Source organism: Aquibium pacificum (genome assembly GCF_040839445.1).
Classification (GTDB): Bacteria; Pseudomonadota; Alphaproteobacteria; order Rhizobiales; family Rhizobiaceae; genus Aquibium; species Aquibium pacificus.
Map to the genome: position 1 here is coordinate 19,416 of NZ_JBDPGJ010000004.1, position 25,416 is coordinate 44,831.

A 25,416-nucleotide genomic window follows, 5' to 3' on the forward strand; every position below is an offset into this window, starting at 1 on the left:
AAGGCGGCCGCCTACTGGTTTCTGCTGAAACGGGTTGCTATCCCAGTGGTCCGGTGACCTTCTCGAGCGCGGTCCACGCCTCCGGACTGAAGCGGCCCTTCCACTCCTTGTAGAATCCGGCCTCGACCAGCTTCTTGCGGAACGCCTCGCGATCTGGTTCGATAATGGTCAGTCCGCTCGAGCCCGCGCTTCCGATGAAGCTTTCGTTGAAGGCCACCACGTCTCCCCGCTGGTCGAGAGCCGCCTGTTCGAAGTTCTTCTTTACGATCGCCGAGTGGTCTGCCGAAAGACTTTCAATGCTGGCCTTGTTGGCTATCAGCCACGGGCCGTCCCACATATGGGAGGTAAGCGACACGAATTTTTGAACCTCGATGATCTTGAGATCGGCCATCGTCAGGAGCGGCAGGTCGGTACCGTCGATAACCCCGGTAAGTAGGCCGGTATAGACTTCCGCGATGGCGACCGTCGTCGGGGCCGCGCCCAGTGCGTTGAACAGCGACGTCCAGAGCGGGCCGGGCGGAACCCGCATCTTGAAGCCCTGAAGGTCTTCGGGCGTGTTGATCTGTTTGTCTGTCGCCGTCAGGTGCCGGAAACTGTAGTCCATCATGCGCTCCATGCCCACGATGCCGACCTTCTCCATGTCGGCGCGAACCAGCGCCCCCAGTTCGCCGTCCATGGCAGCCCAGACCTTGTCATAGGAACCGAAGGCAAAGCCCAGGCCGCTGATCGAGGCCGACGGCACGACCGATGACAGCGTTACCGCGGAAAGATGCGTGAAGTCGATCGCGCCGGTGCGGAGCTGGCTGATCGAATCCACCTCGCCGCCCAACTGGCCGGCAGGGAAAAAGGTGATATCGATCTCCCCGCCCGTTTCCTCACGGATACGGTTGGTCGCTTCGACGATCCGGATCGCGATCGGATTCTGCACGCCGGCCGTTCCGGAGAACTTCATCTTGGTCGGCGCCGCCCGCACGATCGCGGGTGCGGCCAAGCTTGCCGCGGCTAACGAAACGCCGCCTGCAAGGAACGCACGTCTGCTTGGTTTCAGAAAGTTCATGTCTTCCTCCCTTTATGTTTCTTGTCGAGTGCTTGCCCCTCGCGGGGCTCAGCGTGTTTGCGCGACATGGCGGGCGGCCAGGTATCCGAATGTCATGGCGGATGCTAGCGAATAGCCCGCCTGGTAACCGACGCCGTAGTCGGTATGCGCCGAAGCGTTTCCGACGGCGTAGAGACCACTGATCGGGTGTCCGCGCTGGTTGAGTACCTGCGCATCGGGATTGGTGACAAGACCCGCCGAACAGAAGGCGCTGGGATGCAGTTCAATGCCGTAAAATGGCCCTTGCGACACCGCTCCGACGCTCGGATTGGGAAGCCCCTCGGCACCCCAGCTGTCTTTCTTGGCCAGCGACCATTTCTGGGCACCGCGCTTGAAATCCTCGTCGACGCCGGTGGCCGCAAAGCCGTTGTAGCGCGCGACCGTCTCGGCCAGGCCCGCCGCATCCACATCGAGCTTGGCTGCCAGTTCCTCGATGGTGTCGGCGCACGCAACCCAATCCGGAATCGCCGCACCGGGCGCGTTGCCGGCGAAAGAGAAGCGGCGCTGGAATTGGCTATCAAAGACCAGATAGCAAGGCAGGTTGCTGAAGCTATGCGTGGCGGGTTCGTATTCGCGCAGGCGGGGCGCCATTGACTGAAAATAGGTTTCGTCCGCAAACCGCCTGCCCTTCCGGTTCACCACCAACGTGTGGGGGAAAAGCAGTTCGGTGATTCCGGCCATCCGGTAGAAAGGCATGTCGTTCGCCGTCTTCGGCGGGACAACAAACCCCAGGAATAAGGCCATGTTGTTGTGGATGGTCCGCACTGCGGCGCCCAGTTCGGACGCCATGATCATGCCGTCGCCGGTGAGGCTCTCGGGGAACATGGACTGCCACCTTGGCAAGCCTTCATGCACGGCAACCAGGTCGGGATTGGACTCATAGCCACCGGTGGCGAGTATCACCGCTTTCGACGCATGCAGGACCATGCCCGAGGACAGCACCACGCCCGATACGGCCCCGTCCGTGACAACGAGACGATCGACACCGGCACCTCGGACGATTTCGACATCTTCCTTTTTCAGCGCCTTCAGGAAATGCGTGACCAAGGCCACGCCGCGGCCGCAAATGCGCTGCTTGCGTCGTTCTTCGATGAGCGCGCCGTCCCAGCCGGCGAGATTGCTCATGCCACCCCAGGCGATCGACTCCGCCGAGCAGACTTCCACCACTTCGTTGGGAGGCAAGAATACGGCGTCCTTCAGTTCGCCAAGATCGTTGGCGGAAATCAGGGCCGGCTCGATGGTACGTCCCGCCTCTTTTGAGCCTGGAGCGATCGGGAAATAGTGATCGGAAACGCCTTTAAGGACACTGAATTTCAGGCCCCAGTCTTCTAGGATCGTCAAGACTCTCGGCGACCAGTCGACATAAGCAACCATGTTGTCCTCGCGGATCTGGTCGCCGCCGACAAAACGCATATAGGCCAGAATGTCGTCACGAGAATCCGCATAGCCTGCGGCGCTGGCGAGATGGTTCTTGCCTACCCAGATACCGCCATGCGAGACTGAGGTCCCGCCGCCGAGCTTGTCGCTCTTCTCCAGGATAACCACCTTCAATCCGGCTTTGGCCGCCGACAAAGCGGCGGAAAGTCCGGCTGCACCGGACCCGGCAACCACTACATCATACGCGCCCTCGATTGGCTGGCCCAATTTTGTTCACTCCTCCCATCGAACGGCCCTGTCACACCTCCGTGGAGGTAGCCGATCAGCGAATAGGCTACGTTATGGCAAATATTTCTGTCAACGATTATATCGCAGACAATCTAATCATGCATCACCCTGCTTGTGGCGGAAATTTCCTATGGCGCTCGCCGATTTGCCGGGGGACGATGGGCGAGACGATCTCGTCGAGAGTTCGGAATGCGCAGGTCTAGAGCTTGCAGGTCGTGATACAGATTGAGATGCCTTGCTCTCCTGATCCCATCATGGGGCGGCCCCGCGCCGAGCGCGAAGAGAAGCGAGTGACCCCCGGGGCGTCATCGTCTGGAATGAAAGTGGCAGGAGAAGCTCGACTTCACCGACCCCAATCAGAGAGGGCTCTCAGCCGGGCATTCTTGTGGATGTTGATCCGGTCCTCCGTGAGAATCACTGAAGCTTCGATAACCTCAGCTTTCCCGGTCCACGCCGGCATGAATAACCTCCGGAAAGGTTACAGCTATTTTACATCGACACCACCAGGCCTGCCGTTCTCAACCGCCCTCTTAATAGATGGCGATGAGAAGCCGGAAAGGACCCCCCTTGCATCACCCCTCAACGGCGCGCGAAAAGGGCCCAGCCAGCCGGCACGACCGTAGCGGCGAGCAGGACCTTGATCAGGTCGGGAACGATGAAAGCCGCGACGCCGAACTCCCATGCGCCCGCCGTCCCGATGATGAAGGCGAGCCAAGCGAAACCCATAGCCATCATTACGATTTCAGCAGCGAGCATTGCGCCGAACAGCTTGAACAGGCTGTTACCCCAGCCGCGGTCGGCCGCGTAGCCTACAATCGCAGCCATGGCGACAAATCCGGCGAGGAATCCGCCGGTCGTGCCAAGCATATATGCGATGCCGATACCCTTTTCGGGCGTGTTCTGGAATACCGGGAGGCCGATCGCGCCCTCGGCCATGTAGAGAAGAAGGGTGACGACGCCCAGACGCATGCCGAAGGCGGCCGCGATGATCAAGACGGCGAATGTCTGAAGCGACAGGTCGACGGGGCCGAGCACGACCTTGGTTTTGGCGGACAAAGCGAGCAGCAGCGTGCCGGCAACCGCGAGCAGAGCCAGGATAGCATAGCGAGAGGCGCCCTTCTCGGGCACTGCGAGGGCAACAAACGGCCCGGAGAGGATTGCGGTGGTCATGTTATACTCCTTTTAGGCGGACGGCGCGAACCTCGTCCGACATCAAACAAAAGCGGAAAGAAGGACGACCAGCAATCCTAGCCGGATCGTGCGCCCGCACATTCTCGATATTTGAAACGTTAGCGAGAAATCGCGGAACGAATTTCAATACAGATATCCTTGTCGCCTGCGGAAATCGCTGGCCTTTGCAGATTATCCGACCCGCAGCATGCCGTCGCACACCGTATCGATCGGCAGGACGTCGGCATACTTGGCCTGAAGATCGGCCAGCGACTGGCGATGCGCCTCCGGCCAGCGGTCGCCCACCGCCTCCTCAGCGACGATCGGCCTGAACCCCGACTGGATGGCATCCACAACAGTGGCGCGCACGCAGCCGCTGGTCGAGACGCCGCAGACCACCAGCGTATCCACTCCCAATGACGTCAGCCGGCTGGACAGGTCAGTGCCGAAGAAACATGAAGCGTATTTCTTCACCAGCAGCGAATCGCCTTTAACGCGGTGCAGGCGTGGGTCTATCTCCGATCCATTGCTGCCAGCGCGGAGATCGTCCTGGCCGCCGATCTTCAACGCCCATGTTCCGGCATCGGAGAAATCCGGGGCGTCATAGAATACGGTCGTAAAGATCACCGGCTGGCCGCGTTCATGTGCCTTGTCGATCAGGCGGTTCGCGGCCGCGATGACGGATCGTACATCCGAGGCGAGCGGGCGCCCGGGCTCTGTGAAGGCGCGGGTCAGATCTATCACCAGGAGCGCCGCGCGTTTGCCGAAGCCGAGTTGACGGCCGAACACCGGCTGCGCGGATGCCTGTTGCCTGCTGCTCATTCCGAAATGTCTCCTATGGCGTCTTGTGCTGCTCACGGCACGATAGGAGACGCGACCGGCTTGCAGCCGGTCGCGTCTCAATGTTCACTTGCCTCAGGGAGCCAGCTCCGCCGTGGCGGCGAGAGCCTCGATTTTGGCGACAGCGTCGGGATTTTGGCGTCCGGCCAGTGCCATCACACCTTCGAACCAAGCGCTGCTAAGGGTCGGCAGCAACTGTTCGGGCAAGTGCGTGATTTGCATGCCCTGCTCGGTTAATGCGGTCTCCTCGGCCTTCACGATCTCGCTGAAGATCCCCCGAGCCTTGACTTCGAACGCTTCCGCGACGTCCGCGATGGCCTTCTGCTTGTCGGCGTCGAACGAGTTCCAGCGTTCGAGATTCATGAAGACGAGATAAACGCCCGTCCCAAAAGTCGGACGCATCATGTAATCGGCAACCTCGAACCAGCGGTACCCAAGCGCGCCCACCGCAGGCCAAGCGGCGCCGTCAACTATCCCGCGTTCGAGCGCGGGGTAGATTTCAGCCGGTGCCATCACCACCGGCGAGCCGCCCAGAGCTTCGATCAACGGATGATAGACAGGTGTTCCGCGAACGCGCAGGCCGGCGAGGCCCTTGTCGTCGAGCGGCTCTTTCAGCAAGATATTATAGCCGCCATGATCGAGCAAAGTGGCAACCAGCTTCAGGCCCAGCTTATGATATTCCTGATCGATCAGATCCCATATCCCGGAACTCCGCAGTCCGGTGGAATCGGCGGCAAGGGCCTCGACCGTCATACCCACCGCACTCTGATTGTAGTGGTAGGCGCCGTTCGTGATCAGCATGTCGAAAACGCCGCTGCCAACCGGCTCGAGTTGCTCGAAGGGAGGAACCGTCTCGGGGCCGAAGCGCTGTATCGCGCTCCCGGTCACACCCTCGATCTCGCGCAGGAATGGGTCAATGACTCCTCCCACGGTGACATAGGTCGCGTCCCAGCCAGCCAGCGCACGCATGTCCTGGGCTTGCGCGGCAGACCAATTCCCTACCGCCAATACGGCAACTCCAATGATGGCCAGCAGTTTGTTCATTCGAGTATTCCTCCGATTACTCAGCAGTCCTGATTCTAGTCCACGTCTTTCGACCCCACGTCCTGGCGGTCTCAAGGACTTTCGAACAGTGCAGTCGCACGCGTCAAGCTGACGTCGAGAAACGGCTAGCGTTACTGCATTGCAGGAATTAAGATGGCCCATGGCAAGGGCGGACTTTACATCCAGCGATACTAAATCCTCCGGATACAAGAGACAGGCAACCGCGCCCTGCCCTAAGCCCGGAGTGAACAGTCATCTCTTGCCGCTAACCTTGCTCTGCCTCATGCGACGTCAGCCGGTGCGGTGCGCAGAGTCACCGACAGATCGCCCTTGCGAATCGATATGTGCCGCCGCCCTTTTGTCCGGCTTAAGGCCGCGACCAGATCGACAAGGGAAGAACTGCTGAGCGGCTCTTCCATGGGAGTCGGCATACGCCGGACTTGTTCCACGGCGTCCTGGTCGACATAGGCGCGGATGATGAGCTCCTCATCCGTCAGGCTTTCGCCGTAGTGAGCCCGCACCTCGGCGAGATTGGGTTGCGATGGCTCGGGGCGGTCCAGCTCGCGGGCGCGAGGCCGGTTGAGAATGCGGTCGCGGACGGTCGGATCCATGTGCTGCAACGCCTCGCGCCCCCAGTGGCCGAGCGCGAATTGGATGGTTTCGTCGGTTACCTGACCATAACGCTCGCCGGTGATCACGTTAATCGCCGCCTGCGTGCCGACAAATTGCGACAGCGGGGTGACCATGATCGGATAGCCTAAATCGGCGCGCACCTGGGCGGCCTCGACACGGATCTCGTCAAGCCGGTGTTCCATGCCGACCTTCGAGAGCTGGTATCGCAGATTCGAAATCATGCCCCCCGGAATCTGGTGACTGTACATCGACTGATCATATTCCACCGGCGCCCCGATCGCGAGACCGTCGCGCTCGGCAACCCGGGTCAGGAACTGCGAGGCTTTCCGCAACGGTTCCTCGTCCAGCGCCACATCATATCCAAGCGCCCGCAGATTGTGCACGACGTTGAAGACCGAGGGCTGCGACGAGGCATTGGCGAGCGGCGGCACGGCGGTGTGAATGTAGCGCACGCCAAGCCGGGAGGCCTCGAGCGCATTGAAGGGGCCAAGACCATTGTTGCAATGATTGTGGAATTCGATCGGAATGTCGCCTGCAGCTTCCTGCACGCGCGGCAGCAGTATCGCCAAACGCTGCGGAGTGAGCAACCCGCCCACGTCCTTGAAGCAAAGCCGGTAGGGTTTCAGCGCTACAGCGTTGCGGACACGCTCGATGAAATAGTCCTCGGTGTGGCGAGGCGAGATCGAGTAGATCAGGTTGATCACCGACTCCATGCCCATGGCGCGCAGGGTGTCGTGTTCGTCGCGCAGTGACTCGAAATCGTTCCACGGATCGGAGATGCGTGTCACGGTTATGCCGCGGTCGATGACCTTCTGCACCAGCAATTTGCTTATGCATTCGGGCACCTTGCCGATTCCCGTCTTATAGCCGCCATGCAGCCGCTGCGTCGTCTTAGGCAACTTCTTCATGCCGAGATGAAGCCACTGGAACGGATCCTCGCCAAGGTCGCGCACCATTTTCTTGATCTGGGCCGCCGGACAATAGAATTCCATTGCCTCGTAGCCTGCCTCGTCGAGACGCTCCAGCGCTGTCAGCATGACGCCGGTGCGCATATTGAGAGCCCAGAGGCTCTGTTGGCCGTCTCGCAGCGTGGTATCGATGATCTTGATCTCGTTCATCGCAGGACCCTCCCCTATTGTGCAGCCGCGGCGACGAAGCGTTCGGCTTCGGCTTCAAGCCAGCGCGTATTGATTTTCCCGGACGCAAAATCTTCGTGCGAGAGGATGTGCTCCAGAAACGGTGCGGTGGTGTCCACGCCGACCACCGAAAGCTCGGCCAAGGCCTGGCGCGTGCGCGCCAATGCATCGGCACGGTCGCGTCCATGCACGATCAGCTTGCCCAGCAGTGAATCATAATAGGGAGAGACCACCCATCCTGCTTCGACATGGGTATCGACACGGATGCCGGGCCCCACAGGCACCGACCATTCGAGGACCTTGCCGGGAGAGGGCTGGAAGCCCCGCTTGGGCGCCTCCGCGTTGATCCGGCATTCGATGGCGTGGCCGTCAAAGCGGATATCTTCCTGCCGCAGCGCCAATGGCTCGCCGCCCGCAATGCGGATTTGCGCCGCCACGATGTCGATGCCCGTGATCATTTCCGTCACCGGATGCTCGACCTGCACCCTGGTGTTCATTTCTAGGAAAAAGAAGCTTTCCCGATCGACATCGACGATGAACTCCACCGTTCCCGCGCTGCGATAATCGATGCTGCGCGCCAATGTGACCGCGGCATCGTAAAGGCCCTGGCGCAAGGCCTGCGGCAAACCGAAGGCCGGAGCTTCCTCGACCATCTTTTGATACCGGCGCTGCAACGAGCAATCCCTCTCGCCGAGATGCAGCACCGTGCCCTGCCCGTCGGCCAGCACTTGCACTTCGACATGGCGGGCGTTTTCAATGTAGCGCTCCATGAAGAGCGCGCTGTCGCCGAAGGCGGCCTGCGCCTCGGCCGTCGCGCTCCCGAAAGCGGCGGCGAGTTCGTCGGGCTTGCGCACGATGCGGATGCCGCGTCCGCCACCACCCGCGGCGGCCTTGAAAAGCAACGGGTAGCCGACCGAACTCGCGATCTCGGTCGCGGCCTGCACCGATAACACGCGGGGAGATCCCTCCGCCAGCGGGACGCCGTTTTCGCTAGCGATGCGCCGCGCTTCCAGCTTGTTGCCCATGAGGCGGATGTTTTCCGGGCTGGGGCCGACAAAGATCAGCCCGGCGTCGGCGCATGACTTGGCGAAGCGGTCGTTTTCGGACAGGAAGCCGTAGCCTGGATGCAACCCGTCGCAGCCGGTCCCCAGCGCAGCGCTGATCAGCGCCTCGGGACGCAGGTAGCTGTCAGCGGCGCGGGAGGGACCGATGCAGACCATCCGGTCGGCCATCCGGCCCGCCATGCTGTCCCGGTCGGCTTCCGAAACCGCCGCAACCGTCTCTATGCCCAGCGTTCGGCAAGCCCGGACAATGCGAACCGCGATCTCCCCGCGATTCGCCACGAAGACCCGCGAAAGTGCCATTTAGCGCTCCGCGGGCCGGACGAGAAACAGCGGCTGGCCGAATTCGACGAATTCCGAATTGCCCACAAGCCGCCGCACGACCGTGCCGCGCACGCCGGATCTAACGGCATTGAACACCTTCATCACCTCGACGAGGCCGACCGTGCTGTCTTCGTCAATCTCGGCGCCAGTTTCCACATAAGGCGGCGCCTCGGGCTCGGGAGAGATGTAGAAAATTCCCACGATGGGAGATTTTATAGGGATTAGGTTCGATTCATCGCTCGACGAACCGGCCGGCGACTTCGGCGCGGCAGCCGCTGCGGCAGGCGCCGCCTGAGCGGGTGCGACGGCGGGCACAGGTGAGGCAGGAGCCGAGGCCGGCGGGGCCGCGGTGGGAGCCAGTCGGGCTTCCGCAGTGGCTGCGCCACCTGCATCGACGATGCGGCCATGTTTGCTAACGACGAGTTTGAGATCGCCCGCCTCGAGCCGTAATTCGTCGAAGGCGGAGTTTTGAACGAGTTCGAGAATCCGTTTCACGTCATCCGGTGTCAGCGACATTACAGACTTATTCTCCTCATTAGCTTTACTGGATGCCATCTGCGGCTTTCTGGATGGCTGCGCTATCTAAACAGCCGAAGCCCGGCGCAAAGCCGCAACGGCTTCCTTGTCGTAGCCGCATTCGGCCAGTACGGCCTCTGTGTGTTCGCCCAACTTAGGTACCGGTCTACCCGTCCCCTCAGGTTGTCCACCGGAAGCGGCAAAGCCGTAGCCGACGAGTTGGGTCGCACGATCGCCGCTCCCGAAACTGCGCGTCATCTCTAGTGCACGAACCTGGGGATCTTCCAGCGCCTCGCCGATCGTGTGGATTGGGCCACAGGGCACATCCTCGGCCTGCAGGGTCGCGAGCCATACGGCGCGCGGGGCGGTGGCGAAGATCGCCTGCAATACGGAGTGGAGCTCTTCATAATTCGCCCCGCGCGCCTGCTTCGTGGCAAAGCGGGGGTCTTCTTCGAGTTCGGGCCGGGCAACCGCGACGAGAAGCGCTTTCCAGAATTTCGGAAGCGATGACAGGTGCACTGCGAAAGGGCGTCCATCGCTTGCCACGAAGGCATATGATTGCGAATTATAAGCCCGCGAAAGCTTGTCAGCGATTTTCCCGCTGCTCAGAAATTCAGCCACGGCATGAGGCTGGAAGGCGATGCTTGCCCCCAGCATGCTCACGTCAAGCCGTTGACCGACCCCGCCATTGCGACCGCGTGCGACAAGGGCGCCGAGCACCGCATTTGCGGCGTAAAGCCCCGTCAACTGATCCGACATCGGGGGGCCCACGGGTTGAGGCGCGTCGAGATCGGTGAGTTGGCTCCACAGACCGCTCATGGCTTGGGCGATGGCGTCATAAGTGGGCCTGTCGCGGTCGGGACCGACATGGCCAAGGCCCGAGACCGCGCAATATATCAAGCTCGGAGCTGTAACGCGCAGCACCTCGCAGCCGATGCCGGCACGGTCGAGTGTGCCGGGTCTGAAATTGTCGATGACCACATCGCCCGAAGCGGCGAGCTTGAGATAGGCTGCGCGTCCTTCCGCGCTCTTGATGTCGATGGTCACGCTTTTCTTGCCGCGGTTATAAGCGGCGAAAGCCGGCGATATTTCGCTCTGGCTGGCGGACCACATCCGAAACGGATCTCCGCCGCCAGGCATCTCGACCTTGATCACCTCGGCGCCCATATCGGCGAGCAGCATGCCCGCAAAGGGTCCACTGATCACGTTCGCCATTTCGATCACCCGAATACCTTCGAGCATACTGACCCCTCCGCTGGGTATTGCCGCCTGCCTCTTGGGCGAAGATATCCGTTGTCGCGTTCGCACAATCATTTACGCGCCCACGCCCCTCCAACACTATCAAAAAATACTGCGCAATGCGCTCGCCCGGGTCAAGGATGGCGGCAGGAAACACAACGGTCAATCTCACATAACGAGAAGTTTCGCATTACTGTCTGGCTATTCTGGCCACGGGCGGGGCTTCCTCAGAAAGTTTTCTCAATAGTGAAGAGAAAGCCGATCCATACCGCCCGCTCCTTGACATCCTCGATGACCTCCGCCGAGACTCCCCCTGCAATAGCGTGGCACGCCCTTGGGCAGTTCGTCGAAGACCGGAGCTCAAAGACGGTGGTTGCAGCAGACAAAGGAGAGCAGCCATGCGGGTTGGCAAGTCCGACGGCATCACGTCAATATCGACCGCGGATGCGGCGTCGATCACGATCCGTGGTCGCGATTTGGCGTCGGAGCTCATCGGCGAGGTAAGTTTCACGGAATTCTTCCATCTCATGCTTCTCGGCCTGGAGCCGACGCCGGTACAGCGTCGAATGCTCGATGCGGTGCTCATAGCGATTGCCGAACATGGAATGACTGCCAGCGTCTCGGCGGCGCGAATGACCTTCGCGGCGGCCCCGGAATCGTTCCAAGGCGCTGTGGCAGCGGGAATCTTGGGATGTGGCAATACCGTTCTGGGGACAACGGAACTGGCCGGGCGATTTCTCAGTGCCGGCGTTGACCTAGCTGCGGGCAATCCGGCCCGGATGACCGATGTTGCACGCGAGGAAATCGCGCGGTTGCGCGCCGCAAACCAGCGCCTGCCCGGCTTCGGTCACCCACTGCACCATCCGATCGATCCCCGCACCGATCGCCTGCTCAATCTGGCGGACGAGGTCGGCAGTGTCGGGCCGCATTGTGCATATGCGCGCGCCGTCCAGAGCGAAGCGAACGCAGCTTTCGGACGCCCGATGGTCATGAACGTCTCTTGCGCGATCCCAGCGGTGATGCTCGATCTTGATTTTCCGATGGAAGCACTACGTGGCATCCCCATTTTGGCCCGCACAGCCGGGCTAATCGCCCACCTTGCCGAGGAACGGCGAAGGCCCATGGGCTTTCATCTCGCAGCGGAGGCTGCTGAAGGTGTCCGCTACGAGCCGTCGGAATGACTCTGATGATAATGGAGCGTGCACCGTTCGACAGGAAATCGAGAGTGTATCATCCGATGGGCGAGATTTCACTTATCGAGAACGAGGGAGCATGAATTCAAGAATCGTTGCTCATTCGATTGCTCTCGGGTTTGCTGCACCTGTCACTTTAGAAGTTAGGTGCTGGAGCGAGGGCTCGATTTCGCCAAGGCTGTTGACGACAGACTCGTTCTGCTCAGCTGGGGATTTTCAAGTCTCGCGGGTCATTGGGGTGGCACGTCATGCAGCTTGTTCCAATAAGAACGAAATCAGGGAGGTAAATATGTCCATAAGTAGATTTATTAGAGGATCTCGGCTTAAGGCGCTGCTCTCGGCAGGTGCGTTGCTGCTCTCCGCAGGAACAATTAATGCCGAGGAATTCCGGCTTCTCTCGAGCTGGGACAATACCAATCCCGCCGTCAGAGGAGTGGCGATACCCTTCGCGCGCCTAGTCGAGGAAGCCTCCGGCGGCGAGATAAAACTGCTCATGAGCGGGCCCGAGACGATACCGCCTTTCGAGCAGCTCGAACCTGTCAGCTCGGGCGTGTTCCAGTTGCTCTTCACCCATACGGCCTATCACACCGGAACGACCTCGATCGGAATGGCGATCGATGCGATCGATGCGACTTCGCAGGAGCTCCGGGATCAAGGCATCTGGGATTGGTTCGACCAGTATTATCAGGCCCACAATCTAAAGTTGATCGCACTCCCTTCGGTCAAGGGTGGCTATCAACTCGTTCTCCGGGAACCGCTGACCGATGCGGGGGATCTTGCGGGCCGCAAGATACGCGGTACGCCGACCTATTTCGGCGTCTTCGAAATGCTTGGCGCCACGCCGGTCACGCTTCCTCCAGCCGAAGTCTATGCCGCCCTGGAACGGGGCGTGGCGGACGGCGCGGCTTGGGGTGCCTACGGAATTCTCGCCAACAGGTGGCACGAAGTTGCTCCCAATCTGATGCGCCCGGCAATCGGCTATAGTGGCCTTCCGATTTTCATGAACCTTGACACTTGGAAGGCGCTGCCGCCGGAACGGCAGGCCCTCTTTCTGGAACAGGGAGAGCGGGTCGAGGAACTTTGGGGGACCGAGTACGCGCAGATGGTGAACAAGGAAGAGCAGACGCTGATCAACGAGCATAACGTGCAGATCACGCAACTGCCGGAAGACAAGGCATCCCAGCTAAACGCTGCCTTCGCCGACGGTATCTGGCGCATCATTGACAAGCAAAACCCGGAAAAAGGCCAAGAACTGCGCGAGTTCCTGGCCACCAAAGGCTTGATGAAATAGTTCGACCTGCCAAGATTAACACATCACTTTAGGCTGCCCGTTAGACACTCCCATTCGAGGATTATCGCTCGCCTGGGAGTGTCTTGCGTATCAAAATGGCAGATTGGGCATCCATGAGAAACATGGCACTGGTTTTGGAAAAGATCGCCGCAGCGAGCTTCAAACTCGGTGTGAGCGCCACCGCCCTCATCTTTCTTGCGACTTTATATGAACTGGTCGCGCGTTATTTCTTTGGGGCTCCCACAGCATGGGCGCTCGATTATTCTAGCTATCTACTTTGTGCGGCGGTATTCTTCACCCTGCCCACCATAACAGCACAAGGCTCAAGCATCGCGATCTCCATCTTGGTCGACATGCTGGCTGAGCGGTACAGGCCCATGCTGATCACGATGATTGAAATCGTCGCAGGCATGTCGTGCGTCATTGTCGCCGCTCTTTGTTTCGATTTCTCGTTGAGACAGTACGACGCCGGCACACTGACGCTCGCCGTAGTCCCCATACCTAGATGGATTCTGACGTCGATCATGACATATGGGTTCTTGCTGAGCGGGACCCTCCACTTCCAGCGGGCTGTGCTACGCTCGTCGTCGACCCACACTGCAGTTTTGTGAGTGAGCGATAAGCATGGATCCCACCACTATCTTCTCAGTGATGGCTGTTGGCCTGCTGGCGCTGTTCTTGCTCGGCGTTCCCATCTACGCGGCGTTTCTCATCTGCAATTTGGCAGCCCTGTTCGCCCTTATCGGCCCGCCTGGCATCGGCCTGTTCGTCAACAGCATCGTCACGACCGCGACCTCGTCATCATTGCTGGTACTACCCTTGTTCATCCTAATGGGAGAGGTGCTCTATCGGGCAAACGCCATCGACGCACTTATCGATTCTGTCGATAAATTGATAGGGCGGCTGCGCGGCAGGCAGTATGTGCTCTCGATCATCGTATCGACCATTCTGGCCGCCCTATCCGGTTCGGCGATGGGTAGTTCCGCGATGCTGTCGCGAACGATTTATCCGACGATGCATGCGCGTGGCTACGATCGAGGAATGACGCTCAGCGTGATCATGGGCGGTGCGTGCCTCGCCCCGATCATTCCGCCAAGCGTGCTCGCCATCATCGTGGCAATGATTGCGCAAATCTCGGTCAAGGACCTGTTTATCGCGGGTATCGTGCCGGGAGTTCTGATCTCCGCGATGTTGCTGTGCTATATCTTCATCCGGATCTTCTTGAACCCCGCTCTCGCCCCGGCGGATGCGGACTATGTCAGACCGACGTGGCGGCAGGTCTTCAGGGCAATCCTAAACCTGCTCCCTTTCACTCTGGTGATCGGCGCGGTTATCGGGAGCATCGTTCTGGGCATCGCCACTCCAAACGAATCGGCCGTCGCCGGCGTCCTTGGTTCGCTAGTCGTGGCGGCGATTTTCAGACGCTTGACTTTCCGACTCCTGGTGGAAGCGTTTCAGTCGACGACCAGCATCACCGCCATGGTCATGGCGATCATGCTTTCTTCGCAACTGTTCTCCCAACTCCTTGCATTCAGCGGCGCCGGCGCAGCCATCAGTTCGTTCGTCAATTCGGTGTCGTTGTCGCCCAGCATGATGATGTTCATCATGATGGCAATTCCCTTTGTAATCTGCATGGTGCTCGACGAGATAGCCGCCATGCTTATCCTTGTTCCTATCTACGCACCTTTGCTTGGGATTTTCGGCTTCGATCCCGTATGGTTCTGGACCATTTTCCTGATCAACATCACTCTTGGAGGGATCGTGCCGCCGGTCGGCTATGTGCTGTTCGTGATGCAGGGCGTGATCAGGAATATTAAACTGACCGAACTCTATAACGCGAGCATACCGATTGTTTTCATATTCGTTCTTTCCATGATGGCTTTGGTGGCATTTCCCCAACTTGTAATGTACTGGATCTAGTGCACTGACGCATTCCAAGGATTCACATCAGCGGCAGGGCGTGCGTGAACTGCCGGCATCGAAGTGCCGTTTTTTGAACCAGGTTTGCAGGGACGCGGGTGTTCGACCCTTCCGGCCATCAACCTCCTTCCGCCAACCTCACATGGCTCCGGCGATCCCGGAACCGATTCCTTCGACTAAGCAGCTCCGCTCACGTCACGAAGAAAAGGCATGTAGATGATAGAGCGATATCTTACACAAACGCTCTCGAAGCGGATCCGCCGCCGCGGATGAACGTCGGAACCTCAGCTCTTAGCTTTGATCATACGGGTAGGAGAATAGGTGATGACCACCGCACCTTCTTGATTCACCACCCGGTTCATCGTCTTCACGATACCACGGTCGCCCTTGCTGGTTCGGCGCGACTCCAGCACCTCGCATTCCACGTGTAGCGTGTCTCCGGCGAAGGTGGGCTTCTGCACGGTAAACTCCATCGACAGGAAGGCCATGCCGGTTCCCTGCAGTGTGGACTGCATCACCAGCCCCTCCGCGAACGAGTAGACGAGTGCGGCGGGGACGAGACGCTTGCCTTCGAATGCCGACTCGTGCCGGAGGTGCTCCAGGTTTGTGAAGAGAACCTCGACCATCCCTGTTACACCCACGAACGCGGTTATGTCAGCTTCCGTTACGGTTCGTCCGATCGTTCGGAACTTCCTTCCCACCGGGAGATCTTCCAGGTGAAATCCAAGGCCTACTACTGGGATGTCGCTCATCTAAGTCCTCCGAAGCTTGCTTGAAATTGCCGTCAATCAGCCTTAATCGCTATCGAACAGGCACTTCAAGTGGGTACTCGATTGGGCACCTGGTGTCGCGTTGGTTGAACCATGTCTCGAAAAACCACAGTATCTGGGAAAGTCAGTCTGGGAGAGAATACGTCCACCAAGCAGGTAATCGTCAAGCCGGTCGAGAGCGCAATAAGAATTCTCAGGCTTCTTGGCAATTCCGGCCGCCCCTCCACGGTCACGATCATTGCGAGGGAGCTCGCAATCAACACCAGCACCTGCTTCAACATCTTGAGGACTCTCGTCGCCAGCAATGTCCTCGATTTCGATGCTGATACGAAAACCTATGCGATAAGCACGGGCGCCATAGGCGTCGCCAACAGCGCTATCCTGACAGGCGGCGTCGCGGGAGAGATGCAGCGGCGCATGGAGGAGGTCGCACACCGTTACGGCATTACGGTCGGCCTGTGGCGCCGCGTGGGCGAAGATCGGGTCCTGCTGGTCTGGCTGGTTGAGAGCCCGACGGCGGTGCGCATCATGTTGAGGCTCGGCCAGCGGCTGCCGCTGCTGATCGGCGCCAGCGGCCGCGTGATGTGTGCGTTTTCCAAATTCGATGCGGAAGAGATCGAGCGCCGCTTCGCCTCGCTGCGCTGGCATGCGCCGCTGAGCCTGCAGCAATATCTTTCCGAAGTCGCTCAGACCGCCCAGCAGGGCTATGCGATCGATAATGGAACCTTCATACGCGGGGCGCTGGGCATCGCCGCGCCCATCTTCGAGCGCGACAGATCGGTGCGGTCGATCGTAAGCTCGACGAGTTTCGTCGGGCAGCATGATTCCGGGGATGTGAATCGCATTGCCGAAGAGGTCAAAAGGCTCGGTGCCGACCTTACTCGTCTCCTGACGGAGATGTAGCGGCTTCCAGCTTTCGCCACGTCCTTCCTCCGACATTCGCAACTCGTCCCTCCATCCAAGACTCCGGCTCATCGGCTCCGGCGCCTGTTTGCATGCCGGCTATTGCAAGAATTCTATATACAGAAAAAAAATCAGATAACAGAAAAATGTGATTGCATCCGAAGCGTCGCGTCCATAGGATCATTTTCGGTTGAAGCTTGGGAGGAAGCCGTGACCGTTACCGCTTTGGCGCTAGGAATCCTTACCGGCCTCGCACTGGCGAGCGTCTATGTCCTGATCGCACTCAGCGTGACGTTCGTCCTGGCGGTCAGCGGCATCTTCAACTTCGCCCAGGGCTCAATCGTGATGCTGGGGACGATCCTGTCCTTCATCCTGGGCGTTCAGCTCTCCTGGGCCGGACCGATCGTGGCGATCGCCATCGCGGCGGCCGGCGCCCTAGGCGGTCTCGCGACGTATCTGATCGCCGTCTACCCTGCGGTGGGCCGGTCGCAGTCGTTCGGCCATACAACGGTACTCACCACCATTGGCCTCGGCTCCGCCGCCAACGCCATCGCAGCGCTCATGTTCGGGGCTGACACGTTCCGGGTGCCGTCCTACGTCTCTGATGCGCCGATCTACCTGTTCTCCATTCCGCTGCGTCCCACCTACCTGGTCATTATCGCGATCGGGTTTGGCCTTGCGCTGGCGATCGAGTTGATCGTACGCCGCACGCAGTACGGGCACATATTCCGGGCGACGTTGGAGGACGCAGAGGGCGCCGAACTGCTCGGGATCAACACACGCAAGGTCATTGCCGTGGCGTTTTGCGTGGCCGGTGTGCTGTCGGCGCTCGCCGGCTATCTCGTGGCGCCGATGGTCGGCGCATCCGCCTTCACCGCCCAGGAACTCGCTTTCTACGGCTTCGCCGGCATGACGATCGGTGGTTTCGGGAGCTTCGCGGGGGCTCTGGTCGGCGGGCTGGTCGTCGGCCTTCTAGGGGGCCTGCTCCCCACGATCGCGCTGGATCCGCATCTCACGCTTCCAATCACCTGGCTCACGGCAATCGTGGTCCTGCTGGTTCGCCCCGCCGGCCTTTGGGGTGCCGCCGGTCTGTTTGGCTCGGCACGGCTTCGCGATGTCTGAAATGGCCAGCAGCACCTCAAGATCCGGCGCGGATCAGAAGCAGAATCTCGTAGCTCCCGCTGGGGCCGCGCGGTTCGCCGGACACGGCAGGGGTACGTCGCGGCTGTCACTGGCCGGCGGATTGGCGATGGTCCTCTGCCTGGCGCTGGTTCCCTTGGTGTCGACCGGATCCTTCACCCTGGGCCGCTATACGACCGCGATCCTGCTGATGGTCGCCGCGCTCGGGCTCAACTTGGCTTTGGGCTATGCGGGCCAGTTGGTCCTAGGGCACGTGGTCATCATGGCCGTGGCGGCCTACTCGGCGGCAATGATCAGCGTTTTCGCGGAATTGGCGTTCGTCCCGTCCCTCCTTGCCGGCGTGGTCATCGGCACCATTTTCGGCACGCTGATGATGTCGGTCGGAATCCGGGTCGGCGGTTGGTATCTCGCGCTGGTGACACTGTTTTCCGTGCTGGTGCTGCCGCACGCCGCGCAGCTGTTTCCCGAGTGGAGCGGCGGCGAGTTCGGCGTGACCGGCATGGCATCGCCCACGCTGTTCGGCTACCCGCTTGGTAGCGTCGGCATGTATCTCGTGGTCGTCGCCGGCTTCGCCGCGGTCTGGTTCGCGTCGGCCAACCTCATCAACTCCGCCTGGGGGCTGCGCTTCAGAGCGCTGCGCGACGCACCCCGGGCGGCCGAGTCGGTCGGCATCGATCTCGTATCGACCCGGCTCTATGTCTATATCGTTTCTTCCGTGCCTCCGGCACTCGCCGGCACGCTGCTCGCCTTCTCCGAGCGCTTCGTCCACTACGACAGCTTCAACATCGGCCTGACCCTGCTGCTGCTCACCGGTGTGGTGCTGGGCGGCGCGGGCACCAAATGGGGAACCATTGCCGGCATGCTGCCGCTGCTGGTGCTCAGTTTCTGGGTTGGACCATTCAGCCCCTACAATGCCATCGGGCTCGGCGTCGGCCTCCTCGTGGGTGCTCTGATCTTCACGAACGGACTGGTGCCGGCCTTGCTGCCACTTATGCCCTCGGCCGGCAGAAAGGACGGGATCCCGACAACTGATGCTAACCCGGCGCCGCTGGCCGCCTCGATGGCAGAGGCTGCCGCCGATCCGGCCGCGCGAGACGAGGCCGTCGTCGAGCTGACCAAGGTCGAAAAGCGATTCGGCGGCAATCATGTCCTCAAAGGATTGAACCTGTCCGTCCGACGCGGTTCGCTGCTTGGTGTGGTGGGACCGAACGGATCCGGGAAATCCACGCTGCTCAATACACTCTCGGGTTTCGTGAAACCGGATTCCGGAACAATCAAGCTGAAAGGAATGGACATCGCCGGATGGCCGATCCACCGGCGCGCGGCTATGGGCCTCGGGCGGACCTTCCAGGTTCCGCAGCTCATCGACGAGCTTGGACCTCTGGAGAACATCGCGGTCGGCCTCGTCGCCCGGGAGCGAGCTACATACCTGGCGCCGTTCTTCCAGACGCCTGGGGTGCGGAAGGCCAATGCCGAACGCCACCAGGCGTCGTTCGCGACCTTCGCCGAGCTGCGATTGCCGAACGATTTGCTCGATCTGACCGCGGCAAAGATACCGCTCGGCCTGAAGCGGATCGTCGAGGTCGGCCGGGCCATCGTCTCCCGGCCGGATGTCCTCCTGCTGGACGAGCCGACGGCAGGGCTCGACGATTCCGAGCGCGCGGAGTTCGGCCAACTGCTGCGCTATCTTCAGGGCGCCGGCATGACCGTCGTCGTTGTCGAGCACAACGTGCCTTTCGTCCTTGAATATTGTGACGAACTGGTTCTGCTCGAAAGCGGCGAGATTACTGTCCATGCCGACATGTCCAAGCCCCTGCCGGCCCGGCTTCGGTCCTATCTAAGCTACGCGCCCGAGCATCATCCAGGCGCCGACCAGGCCAGCCTGACGCAGGAGGCCCAAGATGCGTCTTGAGGTCCGCAGACTCTCTTCCTGGTATGGCCAGGCCCGTGCGCTTTGGGACATCGACCTGACCGTCGAGGAGGGGCAGGTCGTCGGTGTTCTCGGGCGCAACGGCGCCGGAAAGTCAACATTGCTGCGCGCGATCGCCGGACTTTCGCCAAGGATGACGGGCGATGTCCTGGTCGGAGAACGAAGCATTGCCGGCCAGCCGGCGCACGGGATCGCGCTGGCAGGCGTGTCGCTTTTGCGCGAGGCTGGCCGCCTGACGGCTTCGCTTTCGGTCGCCGAGAACATCGCGCTGGCACGGCGGCTGGCCGTGGCCCGGAAACGCCCGGTCCGAACGCTACCCGAGATCCTGGCGTGGTTCCCGCTGCTGGAGCCGCTGGTCGACCGGAAGGCCGGGCTGCTCAGCGGCGGGCAGCGACAGGCGCTCGGCCTCGCCATGGCGTTCGCCTCGCAGCCTTCCCTTCTCCTTCTCGACGAGCCCTCGGCGGGCCTCGCGCCGCTGGTGGCGCGCGAGCTCTACGACACGATCAGGCAGCTGGCCGGATCCGGCATCACGGTGCTTGTGGTCGAGCAACATCCAGCATGGCTGAGCGAACTCGTCCAGCGCGCCTATCACCTTGAAATGGGTCGAGTGACCGGGTCGGGCGGTCTTGATGAAATCACCGCGGCGATCCGTGAGGGGTAGTCACGAGCATAGATGGCACAACCAGGGAGGAAGACCATGAAACCTACGCGCAGACTTTTCCTTGCCGGCAGCATGCTGGCTGGAACCATGTTCGCACTCGCACCGTCGGTATGGGCCCAGAACGATGACAAGTTCGTCATCGGGGCGTCGCTGTCGATCACCGGTCCCTTCGCCCAGTACGGCGAGCTGACCGAGCGTGCGCTAAGGGCGGGTATCAAGCAGGTCAACGACGCCGGCGGCATCCTCGGCAAGCAGGTCGAGCTGCTCGTGCGCGATGACAACGGCAATCCGGGGCGCGCGCTGCTTGCGGTGAAGGAACTGGTCGAAGAGCAGAAGGTGGATTTCCTGTATCCGGAGACGTTGAGCGGCCTGGTGGTTTCCGTGCTGCCCTACGCCACGGAACAGAAGGTCTTCACTGCTACCGTCGGCGCCACGCCCGAGATCGGCGACGGCTCGAAGTTTCCCTACAGCTTCCAGCTTTCGGATCTTGCGACGAAGCGGGTGCCGGCCGTCGCATCGGCACTCAAGAAGCTCGGCGGCACCAAGGCCGGCATCCTGGTCAGCACCAACCCTGCGACCGTCGCGCTTGGCGAGGGGCTGCAGAAGGTGCTGCCCGAGAAATACGGGATCGAGGTCGTCGGCTTGCAGAAGTTCGCAGGCGACGCGAAGGACTTTGTTCCGCTGCTGCAGAGCCTGCGCGATGCCGGCGCCGACATTGTCGCCTTCGACGGCGTTGCGCGCGACTCGGTCCGCATCGTGATGGCCGGCATGCAGGCGATCGGCTGGGACGCCAAGATCGTCGGGGAACCTGCGGTGGTGAATGGGGATCTTCTTGAGCAGATACCGGCCGAAGTCCAGGACCAGTTCTACAGCGTGAACTATCGCGTGGCGACGCGGACCGGCGCAGAGGTCTCGCCACAGATGAAGAGCTTCATGGATGAACTGCGCAGCTTCGGCCCGATCCAGAATCTCGGCCTCTCGGCCTCCATCCGAGACGTTGTCTTCCTCGTCAAATGGGCCAATGAGACGGCCCAGAAGGAGAAGGGGGCTACCGATGCGGAGGCCATTAAGGCCGTGCTGGAGGATATCGCGTCGGCAGACTACCCAGCCGAATACAGCCTGATGCTGGGTAACCCGCGCTACCAGGGCGACCACCACTCCACGGGCAATGCCGACTATTCGACCTTCTGGGGCCTCATCCACACGAGCCCCCTGATCGATGGGACCTATGAAGGCGAAGCCCTCGAAGTCACAGAATAATTTCCCCGGCGCGGGAGCCTGGCTCCCGCGCTTCACTCCGGCGGATACGCTACCATGAGCCTACTCGACCAGCCCCCTCTGATCTTTCCCGACGTCATTGCCCACAATGCCCGCTCCCACGGAGCGAAGACCGCGGTCGTCTGTGGGCAAGACCGCCTCAGTTGGGCGGCGTTCAACCGTCGCACCAATATGGTCGCCAATGCGCTGATCCGGGCGGGGCTGCGGAAGGGCGACAAGGTTTGCCTCTTCATGTTCAATTCCATCCCCATGTTCGAGCTCTTGTGGGGGACGGTGAAGGCAGGCGGCGTCATCGCTCCCCTCAATGTGATGATGGCCAAGGATGCGCTCCCGGCCATGATCAACAACAGCGAGGCCCGGTTTCTTTTCGCGGATGCGACGACCTACGCGCAGATCGACGCGATCCGCTCGGAGCTCCCGGGCATTCGGCCGGATGGATTCCACTGCGCCGGGCATTCCGACACGAGTTGGGGTTCCTACGCCGACTTCGTCGAAGGCCAGCCCGAGACGGAGCCCGAGATCGACATCGCGCTGTCTGACTCGATGAGCATCATCTACAGTTCCGGCACGACCGGCGTGCCGAAGGGCATCGAACACAGCCATCTCGCGCGCCACATGTACTCGCTGGGCGCCGGGCCAGCCTTCGGGGTCGATCGCTACGCGACCGTCGTTTGCAGCACGCCCCTCTACACGAACGGCACCTGGATCAACATGCTGCCCGCGGTCTATTTTGGCGGGACCGTGGTGCTGCTTTCCAAGTTCAGCGGGCGAGATTTTATCGAGACCGTCGAACGCGAGGGCGGCACGCATGCCTTTCTCGTGCCGACGCAGATGATCGTGATCCTTGCCGAACAGACCGGCCCGGGATCGATGAAGACCATGCGTGGGATCCTGTCGGGCGGCGCGCCGCTGACGACGACGACATTCAACGAAATGCGCGAGCGCTTTCCGCATATCGGTATCTACGAGATCTACGGCATCACCGAGGGCTTCATCGCTGTCGCCGAGCCGCGCGACTGGGAGCGCGGCAAGCGCGGTTCGGTGGGCAAGCCGCTGTTTGGCGCCGACGTCCAAATCATCGACCACCAGGGCAACGTTCTCGAACGTGGCCAGACCGGCGAGATCGTCGGCTGGAGCGCCGGCCTGATGAAGGGCTATTACCGCGACCCCAGGCGGACCGAGGACATGATCTGGCGTGGCCCGAGAAACCGCACCTACCTCAAGAGTGGTGACGTCGGCAGGCTCGACGAGGAGGGCTTCATCTATGTGTCCGGCCGCGTGAAGGACATGATCATTTCGGGCGGCATCAACGTCTTCGCCTCCGACATCGAGGAGGTGTTCATGCAGCATCCGGAGGTCAAGGAGGTCGCCGCGATCGGCATCCCGCACGACAAATGGGGCGAGACGCCGCTGCTGCTGGCCATCATGCATCCCGGCGCCAGAATCACCGAAGAGGAGCTCGCCGCCTGGGGCAACGAGCGGCTGGGCAAGTTCCAGCGGGTCGGCCGCTGCGAATTTCGGACCGAGTTTCCGCGCGCGACCCACGACAAGGTGCTGAAGCGCGCGCTCCGCGATCCCTACTGGGAAGGCAGGGAGCGGAGCATATGAGGCCCGCCCGCCCCGTCCCGCCAACCCAAGGTCGCGCCTGAGCATGATACCGCGTACTCTCTTCAGCGAGGAGCACGAGATGTTCCGCAGCTCCGTCAGGCGTTTCGTGGAACGCGAAGTCGTACCCTATCATGCGGCGTGGGAGGAGGCTGGTCAGGTGCCGCGCGAGGCATGGCTCAAGGCCGGCGAGGCGGGACTCCTCTGCTGCAACGTGCCCGCCGAATGGGGCGGCGTCGGCGCCGGCTTCCTGTTCAGCGCGATCGTGATCGAGGAGCTGGCGCGGGTGGGCGCCTCGGCTCCGTCTTGGTCGCTGCATTCGGACATCGTGGCGCCGTACCTCGTTGATTTCGGATCGGACGAGCTCCGCCGCCGCTGGCTGCCGGCGATGACGCGCGGCGAGGCGATCGCGGCCGTGGCTATGACCGAACCGTCCGGCGGCAGCGACCTCAGGTCGATCCGCACCCGTGCCATGCGCAAGGGCGACCGGTTCGTGCTTAACGGGCAGAAGGTATTCATCACCAATGGCATCAGCGCCGATCTGGTGGTCGTGGCCTGCAAAACGGGCATGGAGGAGAAGGCGCCAGGCATTTCGCTGTTTCTGGTGGAGGCCGACCGGCCGGGATTCCGGCGCGGCCGAAAACTGCAGAAGATCGGCTGCAAGGGCCAGGACACGGCCGAGCTGTTCCTCGAGGATGTCGACGTGCCCGACACCAACCTGCTCGGCATCGAGGGGCGCGGTTTCGACCATCTCGTGACCGAGCTGGCGCAGGAGCGCCTCGTGCAGGCGGTGCGCTCGATTGCCGCCGCGGAGGCGGTGCTGGGCTGGACGGTCGACTACGTGACCGATCGCCAGGCCTTCGGACGCCGCCTCTCGGATTTCCAGAATACGCAGTTCAAGATCGCGGACATCAAAGCGGAATGCGTCGCCAGCCGTGTCTTCGTGGATCGCTGCCTGGAGCTCCATTTGGCGGGCCTGCTCGATGCGACCGATGCGGCCATTGCCAAGCTGACGACGACGGAGCTGCTGGGGCGCGTGACCGACCAGTGCCTCCAGTTCTTCGGCGGCTGGGGCTACATGACGGAATTCCCGGTGGCGCGTGCCTTCGTTGATGCGCGGATGGCGCGGATTGCCGCGGGCACCAGCGAGATCATGCGCCAGATCATCGCTCGCTCCATCATCCCGAGAGACCGGACGCGATGACGGGCACGGGATTCCAACTCACGCTGCCGGTCGGGGCAGCGATGATCATCGGCGGGACGGGCGCGCTCGGACGCGCGATCGCCTCCGCATTCGCGCGGGCGGGCAGCGACATCGCCTTCACCCATCGCCGTCAGGGTCCGCAGGTGGATGCCGCCGTTGCGGACGTGGCCGCACATGGCGGCCGCGTCGAGACGGTGGGATGCGACCTGCGCGAACCGGGAAGTGCGGCAGCCGCCATCGAATACGCATTCAACAAGTTCGGACATATACATAGCCTGATTTATGCCGCCGGACCGGACATCGCGGTCCGCTTTCTGAGCGAGCTTCAGGCAGACGTGTGGAAGGAAACGTTCGACGCCGATGTGCATGGCTTCTTCGCCGGCGTTAAAGCTGCCATCCCGATCATGCGGCGCGGCGGCGGGACGATCACCGCCGTGACAACCGCCGCGACGCGCCGATACCCGCCGAAGGATGTGCTCTCCGCAGCGCCAAAGGCCGCGATCGAAACGGTCGTCCGCGCCATCGCGCGCGAGGAGGGCCGGTACGGAATCAGAGCCAATGCCGTTGCGCCTGGCTGGATCGGTTCCGGGCTGGGCGCGCGGATCATTGATGCCGAGCACGGCGGAAACGCGGACAAGCTCGCCGCCGCAATACCGTTGCGCCGCCTCGGCGATGCCGATGAAGTGGCGGCAGCCGTGCTTTTTCTTTCCTCGCAACAGGCGGCCTACGTGTCAGGCCAAGTATTGGCCGTCGACGGCGGATGGCAGGTCTAGGGCAATGACGGGCTCCCCAACTGG

At 61.5% G+C, this 25,416-nt stretch carries 22 protein-coding genes; 12 read left to right on the forward strand and 10 right to left on the reverse strand.

What is annotated here, in order from left to right:
- Positions 1–37: 37 nt before the first annotated feature.
- The 9 genes from ABGN05_RS16635 to ABGN05_RS16675 all read right to left on the reverse strand — a co-directional run bounded on the left by ABGN05_RS16635 (position 38) and on the right by ABGN05_RS16675 (position 10,727).
- Positions 38–1,057 carry a TRAP transporter substrate-binding protein gene (locus ABGN05_RS16635; protein WP_367955163.1) on the reverse strand — a complete coding sequence of 340 codons (1,020 nt, stop codon included), beginning with the start codon at positions 1,055–1,057 and terminating at the stop codon, positions 38–40.
- Between the two features lie 48 nt (positions 1,058–1,105).
- Positions 1,106–2,740, reverse strand: a complete 1,635-nt coding sequence (locus ABGN05_RS16640) for an FAD-dependent oxidoreductase (protein ID WP_367955164.1) — start codon at positions 2,738–2,740, stop codon at positions 1,106–1,108.
- Between the two features lie 600 nt (positions 2,741–3,340).
- Positions 3,341–3,931 carry a biotin transporter BioY gene (locus ABGN05_RS16645; RefSeq protein ID WP_367955165.1) on the reverse strand — a complete coding sequence of 197 codons (591 nt, stop codon included), beginning with the start codon at positions 3,929–3,931 and terminating at the stop codon, positions 3,341–3,343.
- Positions 3,932–4,123: 192 nt separating this feature from the next.
- Positions 4,124–4,753: an isochorismatase family protein gene (locus ABGN05_RS16650; protein ID WP_367955166.1), complete on the reverse strand. Its 630-nt coding sequence runs from the start codon at positions 4,751–4,753 to the stop codon at positions 4,124–4,126.
- A gap of 93 nt (positions 4,754–4,846) precedes the next feature.
- Positions 4,847–5,815, reverse strand: coding sequence for a TRAP transporter substrate-binding protein DctP (gene dctP / locus ABGN05_RS16655; RefSeq protein ID WP_367955167.1), 969 nt, complete (start codon positions 5,813–5,815; stop codon positions 4,847–4,849).
- Between the two features lie 281 nt (positions 5,816–6,096).
- Entirely contained in the window at positions 6,097–7,566 is a 1,470-nt protein-coding gene (locus ABGN05_RS16660; protein WP_367955168.1) for a hydroxymethylglutaryl-CoA lyase-like TIM-barrel protein, read from the reverse strand.
- A gap of 14 nt (positions 7,567–7,580) precedes the next feature.
- Positions 7,581–8,948: an acetyl-CoA carboxylase biotin carboxylase subunit gene (locus ABGN05_RS16665; RefSeq protein ID WP_367955169.1), complete on the reverse strand. Its 1,368-nt coding sequence runs from the start codon at positions 8,946–8,948 to the stop codon at positions 7,581–7,583.
- Positions 8,949–9,485 (reverse strand): acetyl-CoA carboxylase biotin carboxyl carrier protein, encoded by a 537-nt coding sequence (locus ABGN05_RS16670; RefSeq protein ID WP_367955170.1) that lies wholly within the window; start codon positions 9,483–9,485, stop codon positions 8,949–8,951.
- 66 nt (positions 9,486–9,551) lie between these two features.
- Complete coding sequence (locus tag ABGN05_RS16675) at positions 9,552–10,727, reverse strand: CaiB/BaiF CoA transferase family protein (RefSeq protein ID WP_367955171.1); 1,176 nt, start codon at positions 10,725–10,727, stop codon at positions 9,552–9,554.
- A 395-nt stretch (positions 10,728–11,122) separates the two neighbouring features.
- Between ABGN05_RS16675 and ABGN05_RS16680 the strand changes: the two genes are divergently transcribed.
- From ABGN05_RS16680 to ABGN05_RS16695, 4 genes are all read left to right on the forward strand, one after another.
- Positions 11,123–11,905, forward strand: a complete 783-nt coding sequence (locus ABGN05_RS16680) for a citryl-CoA lyase (protein WP_367955172.1) — start codon at positions 11,123–11,125, stop codon at positions 11,903–11,905.
- 361 nt (positions 11,906–12,266) lie between these two features.
- A complete protein-coding gene (dctP, locus tag ABGN05_RS16685; protein WP_367955173.1) occupies positions 12,267–13,208 on the forward strand; it encodes a TRAP transporter substrate-binding protein DctP in 942 nt (313 codons plus the stop codon).
- Between the two features lie 83 nt (positions 13,209–13,291).
- A complete protein-coding gene (locus ABGN05_RS16690; RefSeq protein ID WP_367955174.1) occupies positions 13,292–13,819 on the forward strand; it encodes a TRAP transporter small permease in 528 nt (175 codons plus the stop codon).
- A 13-nt stretch (positions 13,820–13,832) separates the two neighbouring features.
- On the forward strand, positions 13,833–15,128 hold the full coding sequence (locus ABGN05_RS16695; RefSeq protein WP_367955175.1) for a TRAP transporter large permease: 1,296 nt from the start codon (positions 13,833–13,835) through the stop codon (positions 15,126–15,128).
- 284 nt (positions 15,129–15,412) lie between these two features.
- On the opposite strand, the gene ABGN05_RS16700 is transcribed toward ABGN05_RS16695, so the two are convergent.
- The gene (locus ABGN05_RS16700) at positions 15,413–15,880 is read right to left on the reverse strand and encodes a MaoC/PaaZ C-terminal domain-containing protein (RefSeq protein WP_367955176.1); all 468 of its coding nucleotides are present in this window, start codon (positions 15,878–15,880) and stop codon (positions 15,413–15,415) included.
- Between the two features lie 111 nt (positions 15,881–15,991).
- On the opposite strand from ABGN05_RS16700, the gene ABGN05_RS16705 reads away from it, so the two are divergent.
- The 8 genes from ABGN05_RS16705 to ABGN05_RS16740 all read left to right on the forward strand — a co-directional run bounded on the left by ABGN05_RS16705 (position 15,992) and on the right by ABGN05_RS16740 (position 25,392).
- Positions 15,992–16,801 carry an IclR family transcriptional regulator gene (locus ABGN05_RS16705; RefSeq protein ID WP_367955177.1) on the forward strand — a complete coding sequence of 270 codons (810 nt, stop codon included), beginning with the start codon at positions 15,992–15,994 and terminating at the stop codon, positions 16,799–16,801.
- Positions 16,802–17,011: 210 nt separating this feature from the next.
- Positions 17,012–17,923, forward strand: a complete 912-nt coding sequence (locus ABGN05_RS16710; protein WP_367955178.1) for a branched-chain amino acid ABC transporter permease — start codon at positions 17,012–17,014, stop codon at positions 17,921–17,923.
- A 127-nt stretch (positions 17,924–18,050) separates the two neighbouring features.
- Positions 18,051–19,853, forward strand: coding sequence for a branched-chain amino acid ABC transporter ATP-binding protein/permease (locus ABGN05_RS16715; protein ID WP_367955179.1), 1,803 nt, complete (start codon positions 18,051–18,053; stop codon positions 19,851–19,853).
- Positions 19,843–20,532, forward strand: coding sequence for an ABC transporter ATP-binding protein (locus ABGN05_RS16720; protein WP_367955180.1), 690 nt, complete (start codon positions 19,843–19,845; stop codon positions 20,530–20,532). The genes ABGN05_RS16715 and ABGN05_RS16720 overlap by 11 nt, the downstream gene beginning before the upstream one ends.
- 36 nt (positions 20,533–20,568) lie before the next feature.
- Positions 20,569–21,792, forward strand: coding sequence for an ABC transporter substrate-binding protein (locus ABGN05_RS16725; RefSeq protein WP_367955181.1), 1,224 nt, complete (start codon positions 20,569–20,571; stop codon positions 21,790–21,792).
- 54 nt (positions 21,793–21,846) lie between these two features.
- Positions 21,847–23,418 (forward strand): class I adenylate-forming enzyme family protein, encoded by a 1,572-nt coding sequence (locus tag ABGN05_RS16730; protein WP_367955182.1) that lies wholly within the window; start codon positions 21,847–21,849, stop codon positions 23,416–23,418.
- 43 nt (positions 23,419–23,461) lie between these two features.
- Positions 23,462–24,619 carry an acyl-CoA dehydrogenase family protein gene (locus tag ABGN05_RS16735; protein WP_367955183.1) on the forward strand — a complete coding sequence of 386 codons (1,158 nt, stop codon included), beginning with the start codon at positions 23,462–23,464 and terminating at the stop codon, positions 24,617–24,619.
- Positions 24,616–25,392 carry an SDR family NAD(P)-dependent oxidoreductase gene (locus ABGN05_RS16740; protein ID WP_367955184.1) on the forward strand — a complete coding sequence of 259 codons (777 nt, stop codon included), beginning with the start codon at positions 24,616–24,618 and terminating at the stop codon, positions 25,390–25,392. Before ABGN05_RS16735 ends, ABGN05_RS16740 begins: the two co-directional genes overlap by 4 nt.
- The last annotated feature ends 24 nt before the right edge of the window (positions 25,393–25,416 follow it).